This window comes from Verrucomicrobium sp. BvORR106, assembly GCF_000739655.1.
In the GTDB taxonomy this organism is placed as follows: Bacteria; Verrucomicrobiota; Verrucomicrobiia; order Verrucomicrobiales; family Verrucomicrobiaceae; genus Verrucomicrobium.
In genome coordinates this window covers 24604-33237 of record NZ_BATR01000174.1, presented here as the reverse complement: position 1 = coordinate 33237, position 8634 = coordinate 24604, and the positions used below count along the sequence as shown (strand labels likewise).

Sequence of the window (8634 nt, the reverse complement as noted above, 5' to 3'; positions counted from 1 at the left end):
AGCTGAGATGCCTCCGGCATCGGGCCGCCAACGTTGAGCTTGTGGCCGCATCATCTTCGAGGAAGAGCTTCGGTCGAGTACCTTGTTGCGCCGTCTCAGTTCGAAGTTGATCCCCAGCGGGGATCTCTAACACAGCCCAGTGGTTGGACGAGCCCTAAGCGAGTCAACCCTGGGTGCCTCCGCAAAGGATGATCAGGTGGGAAGGCCGACAGCATCTGCTTTCTGCCTAATGCCTTCAACGCCTCCATGTCGTTCGAATGCGATGTTGCATGTATGTTTGGTTGCCCCCCAAGATGCGTGCGCTCCCGGAGCTTCTCCGGCCCTGGCCATTTGTCGGGCGTTTCCCTGAGTCGCCCATCAGGTTAAAGGAATTGACGCATTTGGTTTGATTTGGCGCTCTGTTGGCGTGGGCATCTATTGTGATGGGCAACCAATATGCCACACTCAAAAATTTACGATTAGATCCATCCGTGTGGAGTCAAGAGAGCGATCCTCGGGTGTTGTCGATGACGTCAACAACACCAAACAGACTGACCCATGAAAACATTGACCCTACCTACTATTGCCGCAGCCGTGCTTGCTGGCTTTGCCATGCTCGCCACAGCTTCTGCCGATGAGAAGAGCGCTCTGAACGCTGCTGATCAGAAATTCGTGAAGACTGCTGCCCAGAGCGGGATGAGCGAAGTGAAAGTTGCCGAACTTGGCGTGAAGAAGGCGGAGCATGCTGATGTGAAGGCCTTCGCTGAGACGCTGATCAAGCATCACACCGCTGTGAACAACGAACTGACCTCTTTCGCCGAGAAGAAGGGGGTGCAGCTCTCTGCGGCCGCTCCAGCAGATGCCTCGGACAAGGTGCAGGGCTTGGAGAAACAGAGTGGCAAGAACTTCGACAAGGAGTTCCTGCAGGGCTTGATCTCCAGCCACAAGAAATCCATCAAGAACTTTGAGAACGCCTCCGCGGATTCCAAGGATGGTGAGCTGAAAGCCTGGGTGGACAAAACTCTCCCGACCTTGAAGTCGCACCTTGAAGAAGCCCAGGCGCTGGAAGCAAAGCTCTAGCGTTCCCTCAGAAGTCAGCGAAGTGGTATCGCCAGGCTTCTGTAGATAAACAAAATTCCCCGGCCCCCTTGCTGATCTGCCTATGTGATTGGTGAGGGGGCCTTTTTGCAGAGAGAAAGAGCACGTGTAGAAGATAACCTCAACTCACTGAGATCATGGTGATTCCTGCGGATAGCTTGAAGGGGCGAGTCGCCGTGGTCACGGGAGCTGGTTCCGGTCTGGGCAAGAGCACCGCAAAGATCCTGGCCCATGCCGGTGCCAAGGTGTTGGTGCTGGGGCGTACCGCAGAGGAGATCCAGTGCACGGCGGAGGAGATTCTGCACAGCGGCGGCGAGGCGGTTCCCATCGTGGTGGATGTGGCCAGGGATGCAGAGGTGAAGGCCGCCATGGCTCAAGCGGCAGGGGTGGAGGGGCAGATTGACATGGTCTTTGCGAATGCGGGGATCAATGGTGTGTGGGCACCGATCGAACTGATTGAGGAAAAGGAATGGGACGAGACCCTGGCGATCAACCTCAAAGGAACTTTCCTGACGATCAAGCATGCGGTGCCCTTCATGAAGCAAGCTGGCGGGTCCGTGGTGGTGACGGCGTCGATCAACGGCACCCGTATTTTTAGCAACTCCGGAGCCACGGCCTATGCGTGCTCCAAGGCGGGTCAGGTGGCCCTGGTGAAGATGCTGGCGCTGGAGCTGGCGCGACATCGCATCCGGGTCAATGTCATCTGCCCGGGAGCGATTGAGAGTCGGATCGATGAGTCAACCGAGAAGCGGGAGCTGGAAGGGATTCACCTGCCAGTTGAGTTTCCGCAGGGGAATGTGCCGCTCACGGGTGGGTGCTCAGGCACGGCGGGTCAGGTGGCGGAGTTGGTGTGGTTTCTGGCTTCGGATCTATCTTCCCACGTTACGGGGACGGAGGTGTACATCGATGGGGCGCAGTCGTTGTTGCAGGGGTGAGGGGGAAGAAGTTAGGAATTAGGAATTAGGAATTAGGAATGCGGAGTGATGGAGTGATGGAGTGATGGAGTGATGGAGTGATGGGGACGGGAAGACGCGGTCCATGAGAGAATGGGCTGAACCAGCGGAGTTGGCCTCACGCCAAAGGAGAATAGACGCCAGGGGTAAGATCGCGAAACCGTGGCTATCTCAGGGATGGGGCCGCGGATTGTAGGATTGTAGGATTGTAGAACTCACTACGGAGTTCAGGTTCACCTACCCGTGTACCCAGGGTGGCGGCTCGTGCCTCGCCTGACCCCGGGCTGCTTTGTATGACGCCCTTGGCGTCAAAATGCCCATTTTTCGTTCTGTGAACTCTTGGCCGGCCTCACCGCTCATACAAATCCGCTGCATCTGCCGCGGCGAGTTCGACTAAATAACTCGCAAGACGGCTGGAGAGCAGGGCGGCGTACTGGGCGCCTTTTTCAGCGGTGGAGGCGGCGGGAGTGCCGCTGCCGGTGTCGTGGGTGGCCTGGGTCCAGGCGCGTTGCGCCCAGGCCCATTTTTCCTTCATGGCCTGGAGCTTCCAGGCGTTGGCTTTGCCATCGCCCCAGGTTTCTTTGGGCGGCACCAGCTCGGGATGGAAGTGGAGCATGAGGCTGGTCTCGCGTTCGTCGGCGTGGTCGCCGAGCACGTCGAAGATGCCGGCGCCGCTGTCGATGTTGGGCCAGAAGACAGTGCTGAGGAAGATCTGCGGCCATTTGGCCTGGAGCTCCCGGAGCATCTGTTTGAAGTCGTTGCCGCCGTGGCCGTTGAAGACCACCAGCTTGGGAATGCCTACGCCCACCAGGGAGGCGATGATATCATTCAACAGAGCCAGCTGGGTGCTGGGGTTCATGTTGATGCAGAAGGGGATGTCCAGCTGTCCTGTCTGCACGCCAAAGGGAATGTTGGGGAGGATGGCCACCTTGGCCCCTTGTTCCCAGGCCTGGCGACCGGCTTCAGAGCAGAGGGCGACGTTCTGGTAGCTGTCGGTCCCGTACGGCAGGTGCCAGTTGTGCGCCTCGGTCGCCCCCATGGGGAGCACGGCCACCTCATACTTGGTGGACTGGACCTGCTTCCAGTTGGTCTCGGCAATGATCCAGGGGCGGGGGGCTAAGGATGAGGTGGACATGGCGGGAGGTGCGTGGCGGACCAGGGGGCTGTGAGTGCCTACCGATACCGTGTGAGGGATTCTAGGAATTGACGGGCCAGCTCAGACTCCGGCTGGTCAAAAAACTGGCTGGCGGGTGCGGACTCGATGACGACGCCGTGATCCAGAAACACCACCCAGTCCGCGACCTTGCGGGCAAAGGTGATTTCATGGGTGGACAGCACGGTGCGTTGGCCGGCTTCCGCCAGACGGAGGATGAGGTCCAGGACCTCCTGCGTCATCACCGGATCGAGGGCCGAGGTGGGCTCGTCCAGCAGAAGCAGGCCGGGCTTGGGGGCGATCGCCCGGGCCAGGGCCACGCGTTGCTGTTGGCCGCCGGACATTTCTGCGGGGCGCTTCTTCACGTGCTCGCCCAGGCCAAATTTTTCGAGCGTCTCATGCGCCTGATGACTGGCCACCCGGGCGTTGATGTCGTGAACCTCCCGCAGAGGCAGGGCCACGTTCTCCTCGGCGCTGAGGTGGGGAAAGAGGTTGAAGCTCTGAAACACGAACCCGTTGCCGCGCCGCTGCTTGAGCATGGCCTCGTCTGTCCAGCCCAGCGCGGTTTCGTTGATGTGGATGCTTCCGGAGTCAGGGGTGAGGAGAGAGCCGAGCACGCGGAGAAGGGTGGACTTGCCGCTGCCGGAGGCCCCCAACAAGACCAGACAGTTCACCTGGGCGGGAACTTCAAACGAGGCTCCGTCGAGCGCGACATGACTGCCGTAGCGTTTGACGAGCTGGTTGACCTTGATGTGCATGCGATGCGGTGAAGGAGGTGGGGGGATGCGGCAGGAGCAGCAGGCGCTACGTTTCAAACCTGAAACGCTCCTCGATGCGGCGGGTCCACCAAGAGAGGGGGATGGTGAGGAGGATGTAGAGAATCGCCAGCGGGATGAAGCCCTCCAGCGCCGTGTAGGCCTGGGCATTGGCGCTGCGCACCATCTGGGTAAGTTCCTCGACGCCGATCACGGAGAGCAGTGAGGAGTCCTTGATGAGGGAGACCATCTGGCCAGCGGTGCCCGGCAGGGCGCGCCGGAAGGCCTGGGGAAAGATGACAAAACGCCAGGTCTGCTGCTGATTGAAGCCCACGGCGCGGGCCCCCTCCAGCTGGGAGGCACCAATGGACTCCCAGGCACCACGAAAGATCTCTGAGAGGTAGGAACTATGAAACAGTGCCAGCAGGAAGACCCCGGGCAGCCAGGGGCGGGCGATGCCGAGGGCATTGGCCACGCCATAGTAGCCGATCAGCAGCAGCACGAGCAGCGGAGTGCCACGAACCAGCTCCACACAGCCACGGCAGGCCAGGCGCACCGGGATCCAGCGACTGCGCTGCCCCAGCATGAGGGTGAGCCCTAGCGGGATGCTGATGATGAGGGCCAGGGCGGACACGGCGACGGTGGTGCCCCAGCCGCGCAGGATGAGCCAGCGCCACTTCCACAGGGACTCCCAGTGCCAGTTATAGTTGATGGCGTGGAAGACGGCCCAGATGCCCAGCATCATCCCCAGGCAAAGCAGCAGGTTCCAAAAAACCTCAGCGAGAAGGGATTGAGGTCTGGATTCCGGGCTCATGCAGAAGGCGGGCCACGGTGAAGGTGGCCCGGCGGATGGTCAAGCGATTCAAGGGGCCGACGGCTTGGGCTCCGGGGAGCCGCCGGAGGCCACCGGGGGCGAGGCGCCTGGCGAAGGGGCTCCTTCGGGCGGCGGTGCAGGAGGAGCCGCAGGATCCGGTGTGGGGGCGTTTTCCGGCTCAGGCTTGGGCTCCGGTTCCATGTCGGGGTCCCGTTCGTCCACAAGGACAGGTGGGGGCTCGAACCGCAGACCGCGGCGGGGATTCATCTGGATGGAACGCAGATAGTGAAGCACGCCGCTGGCGACTGCTTCCACCACACCATCCTTGTACCCGTTGTCGGTGAAGCAGAGCGACTCCGTCTGGTTGGTGAGGTACCCGCATTCCACGAGGATGGCGGGGCATTCAGTCTGCATCACCACGACGAAGTGGCTGTCGCGTACCGTCCGGTCTGTGGCTCCGGTGGTGCGGCAGACTCGGCTGTGGACAATGCCCGCGAGCCACTCGCTGCGCACGTCCCGCACGGGAATATCGTGCTTCAGGCCCAAGAGCTCCCGGATGGGGGTCATGTTGCCCAGCTTTTTTCGGGAGGAATAGTAGGTCTCGACCCCATGTGTCTCGTTCGACTTGGGATCTGCGTTGAGATGCAGGCTGACAAAAACGGTCGCCTTGGCCTTGTTCGCCACCTCGCACCGCTCCTCCAAGGTGGGGTAGGTGTCATCCTTGCGGGTCATGAGCACCTGGCAGCCTGCATTCTTCAGGCGCTGTTCCAGGCGGGTGGCCAGATCCAGGGAGATGTCTTTTTCCAGCTGGCCAAAGCCCTGCGTGCCGCCGTCATTCCCACCGTGACCGGCATCCACCACCACCAGGAAGGGGTAGGGATCCGCCGCCGCCACCCGGTTCAACTCATCCACCAGGCGATTTGCTTCCTGGTCCCAGCTCTGGCCGACCATCCAGAGGCAGGCAGCCGCCCCCAGCAGAGCGCTGGATGACAGGAACAGGCGGATGACACCACGGGGTGACATGAAGAGGGTGAAGACTAAGCGCGTTGGCAGCTTACAAAATTTCCGGTGGATTTGATGATTAAATTTTATAAAATGGATCCATGCGTCCGCCTGGTCTCCACCTTTGCGGCATTGTGGCTCTGGCGTGCCTGGTCAGCCCGATTCATGCCGCCAGCAAAAGCTCCTCTGCCAAACCCAAAACCCCGGCGAAGAGCAGTACCGTGAAGGCCGATACCGCGAAGTCGAAGTCTGGAAAGGACTCCGACGCGAAGGAGCATGTCGTGAAAAAGGGGGAGACGCTCTGGAGCATCTCGCAGAAGTACAGCACGAGCGTGGGCGAGGTGATGGAGCTCAACAAGCTGCCCAAGGAGTATGTGCGGGAGGGCATGAAGCTCAAGATTCCGCCGAAGGGCGGGCTGGTGGATCCGCGAACCGAGCGGCGCAAAGTGCACGTGGTGGATGATGACGAGACTTTCTGGAGCATCGCCGGGGAGTACAACGTCACCCCCGAGGCCCTGGCCAATGCCAACCCCAATGTGAACCCCAACCGGTTGCACCCGGACATGGAGCTCATCATCCCGCCGTCCGATGGGAGCAAGACGGCCAAGTCCGGTGCACCCCTGAAGCCTGCAGTGACCTTGAAGGATCCGGGTAGCGATCTTCCGGCGGACAAATCCCAAGTGAAGCCCGGTGACACCAAGGCACCGGTGAAGCCTGCCAGCCCCCTTGCCGCAGAGAGCGGCCCGGTCTCTGGCAAGGAGTACGTGATTGAAGAAGGCGACACCTTTTATGCCTTGGGGCGGAAGTTTGGTGTCACTATGGAAGCCATTCTGGCGGCGAATCCCCAGGTGGATCCTCGCCGCATGAAGAACGGCACCAAGATCGTGATCCCCGACAAGGTGGAAAAGCCGACGAAAACTGCACCGGGGGCTCCCGCAGCAGAGGAAGGGCACGCGGGCTCCAAGCCGGGCGCAACTGAGCCTGCCCCTACTGCCAAGCCTCCCACTCCCGCGCCCACGACGGTGGCCAAGGTCACGAAGCCGCTGCCATCCATCCCTGGACCGGAAACGCTGCCCATTCCCAAGCCGAAAGTCACCGCTCTGACCTCTGAGCAGGTGAAGAAGCAAATCGTCAACCCAGTGGTTGAGAAGAAGGGCACGAATGGCAATACCTCGCCCGTGGTGATTGCGGCTCCCAACGTGCCACCTCCAGCGCCGGTCGAACCCAAGCCGAAGGTGAATGCACCCGCAACGGCTGCGGCAGACGCGCCGCCCTCTGCGCCGGTGATGGCCAAGGCTGACAAGCATGAGGAGAAGACCTCTGATGAGCACGCTCCGGTGGCGACCACGTCGGCAGCCAAGAGCAGCGAACCGCCAGCTCCCGTGAAGCCAGTCGTTGCCGCCAGTGCCCCTCATGAACTGGCTTCAGGCAAACCGCAGTCCAACACGGTCGGCAACGATGGGGTGATCCGCTCCTACATTGTGAGCGATGGCGAGTCGGAGGGCTCCATCTGTGAGGCCTTTGGCATCTCCAAGGAGCAGCTCTATGAATACAACCGCCTGCCCGCCACGGCGAGGCTGAAGGCGGGGGACGAGATCATGATCCCCCGGGTGGCGAAGATCCGGTGAGTCAGGGGTGGGGAGACGCTTCCTCAGACAGGATTAACAGGATTTTGAAGGATTAACAGGATTGGGATGAGAGATGAGGATGCGGGGAAATGAAAAGGCCCTACGCCGTGCAGGGGTGCTGCCGCGAGCGTAGGACCTCAGGTCTTGAGTCTTGGGTCTTCCTGTCTTGTGTCTCCCGCGCAGTGGGCCCTACTTCTTCACGACCCAGATGTTGCGATAGCGCACGGGATCACCGTGGTTTTGCAGGTGGAAGGGGCCGGGATTGGCGTCTTCTGGGAGCTTGGCTCCGCCGGTGACTTTGGGAAGCTCCTGGTCTTGGTGAATGACCACGCCGTTGTGCTTCACGGTCATCTTGGCGTTGGCGGTCTTGTTGCCAGAGGCGTCGAACTTGGCGGCGGTAAAGTCGATGTCGTAAGTCTGCCAGGTCAGCGGGGGGAAGCACATGTTCACCTTGGGCTTGGCGATCTTGTAAAGGCCACCGCACTCGTTGTCTTCACCACTCAGACCGAAGCTGTCGAGCAACTGCACTTCGTAGCGATGCTGAAGGTAGAGGCCGCTGTTGCCGCGCTTTTGACCGCGACCAGTCGGCGTGTAGGGCAGGCGGAACTCAATGTGGAGGGTGAAGTCCTGAAACTTCTCGGTGCTGGTCACGCCTTCCATGAGCAGGCCGTCTTCCGTGACACGGGAGCCAGCGAAATCGTTCTTGTCCTTGCCGCTGAAGAGAACCACGGCACCGGCGGGTGGGGCGGCCTCCAGCGTGGGGGAGGTGCGTTGCACGCGGGAGAGTTCGAACACCTTCTCACCGTCCTTGGAATACACGGTGATGGAACTGCCATCCACGGTGCCGCGCACGTCGCCGTCCTTCGCCTCGAAGGTCACGGTGTTCTGCCCCGCTTCGCGCTGACCGGAGGTGCGGCTCACCTTCGTGGTGTCACCGTCCCAGCCGTCGCCAGGCAGGCCGCTGGGATAGCCGACGGCTTCGAATTTGCCATCACCCAGAGCAATGATTTGGGCTCCGAACTTTTTGCCATCATGTTCCCCGGCGTACTCGCCCTGAAGGGGGAAGTCCTCGTCCGTCTTGTCCGGATCCGCATACGCCTTGGGCGGCGGCTTGGGGGCGTCTTGCTTGGGGGCTTGGGCGTGGAGGGGCAGGGCGACCAGGAGGGATAGGATGAACGTCAGGCGCATGGGAGGGAGGAGTGAAAAGTAAAAAGTAGTAAGTGAAAAGTGTGGAACAACTGAACTATGCCAA

At 60.9% G+C, this 8634-nt stretch carries 8 protein-coding genes; 3 read left to right on the top strand and 5 right to left on the bottom strand.

The annotated features are described in order from the left end of the window. The first annotated feature begins 537 nt into the window (after positions 1 to 537). Together BV106_RS31255 and BV106_RS31250 are read left to right on the top strand one after the other, a co-directional pair. Positions 538 to 1059, top strand: coding sequence for a DUF4142 domain-containing protein (locus BV106_RS31255; protein ID WP_081892485.1), 522 nt, complete (start codon positions 538 to 540; stop codon positions 1057 to 1059). 155 nt (positions 1060 to 1214) lie between these two features. Then, positions 1215 to 2012 carry an SDR family NAD(P)-dependent oxidoreductase gene (locus BV106_RS31250; RefSeq protein ID WP_038171448.1) on the top strand — a complete coding sequence of 266 codons (798 nt, stop codon included), beginning with the start codon at positions 1215 to 1217 and terminating at the stop codon, positions 2010 to 2012. Positions 2013 to 2379: 367 nt separating this feature from the next. On the opposite strand, the gene BV106_RS31245 is transcribed toward BV106_RS31250, so the two are convergent. Genes BV106_RS31245 through BV106_RS31230 form a run of 4 tightly spaced genes read right to left on the bottom strand, consistent with a single transcriptional unit; the run spans position 2380 to position 5775 of the window. After that, positions 2380 to 3165 carry a creatininase family protein gene (locus BV106_RS31245; protein ID WP_038171446.1) on the bottom strand — a complete coding sequence of 262 codons (786 nt, stop codon included), beginning with the start codon at positions 3163 to 3165 and terminating at the stop codon, positions 2380 to 2382. A gap of 38 nt (positions 3166 to 3203) precedes the next feature. After that, a complete protein-coding gene (locus BV106_RS31240) occupies positions 3204 to 3941 on the bottom strand; it encodes an amino acid ABC transporter ATP-binding protein (protein ID WP_038171445.1) in 738 nt (245 codons plus the stop codon). A gap of 46 nt (positions 3942 to 3987) precedes the next feature. After that, positions 3988 to 4752 (bottom strand): amino acid ABC transporter permease, encoded by a 765-nt coding sequence (locus tag BV106_RS31235; RefSeq protein WP_038171444.1) that lies wholly within the window; start codon positions 4750 to 4752, stop codon positions 3988 to 3990. Positions 4753 to 4800: 48 nt separating this feature from the next. After that, positions 4801 to 5775, bottom strand: coding sequence for an N-acetylmuramoyl-L-alanine amidase (locus BV106_RS31230; RefSeq protein WP_038171443.1), 975 nt, complete (start codon positions 5773 to 5775; stop codon positions 4801 to 4803). An 80-nt stretch (positions 5776 to 5855) separates the two neighbouring features. Here BV106_RS31230 and BV106_RS31225 point away from each other — a divergent pair, with 80 nt between their 5' ends. Then, entirely contained in the window at positions 5856 to 7382 is a 1527-nt protein-coding gene (locus tag BV106_RS31225) for a LysM peptidoglycan-binding domain-containing protein (RefSeq protein WP_038171441.1), read from the top strand. A gap of 189 nt (positions 7383 to 7571) precedes the next feature. Here BV106_RS31225 and BV106_RS31220 read toward each other — a convergent pair whose 3' ends face one another. Next, positions 7572 to 8570 carry a DUF1080 domain-containing protein gene (locus BV106_RS31220; RefSeq protein ID WP_038171440.1) on the bottom strand — a complete coding sequence of 333 codons (999 nt, stop codon included), beginning with the start codon at positions 8568 to 8570 and terminating at the stop codon, positions 7572 to 7574. Between the last annotated feature and the right edge of the window lie 64 nt (positions 8571 to 8634).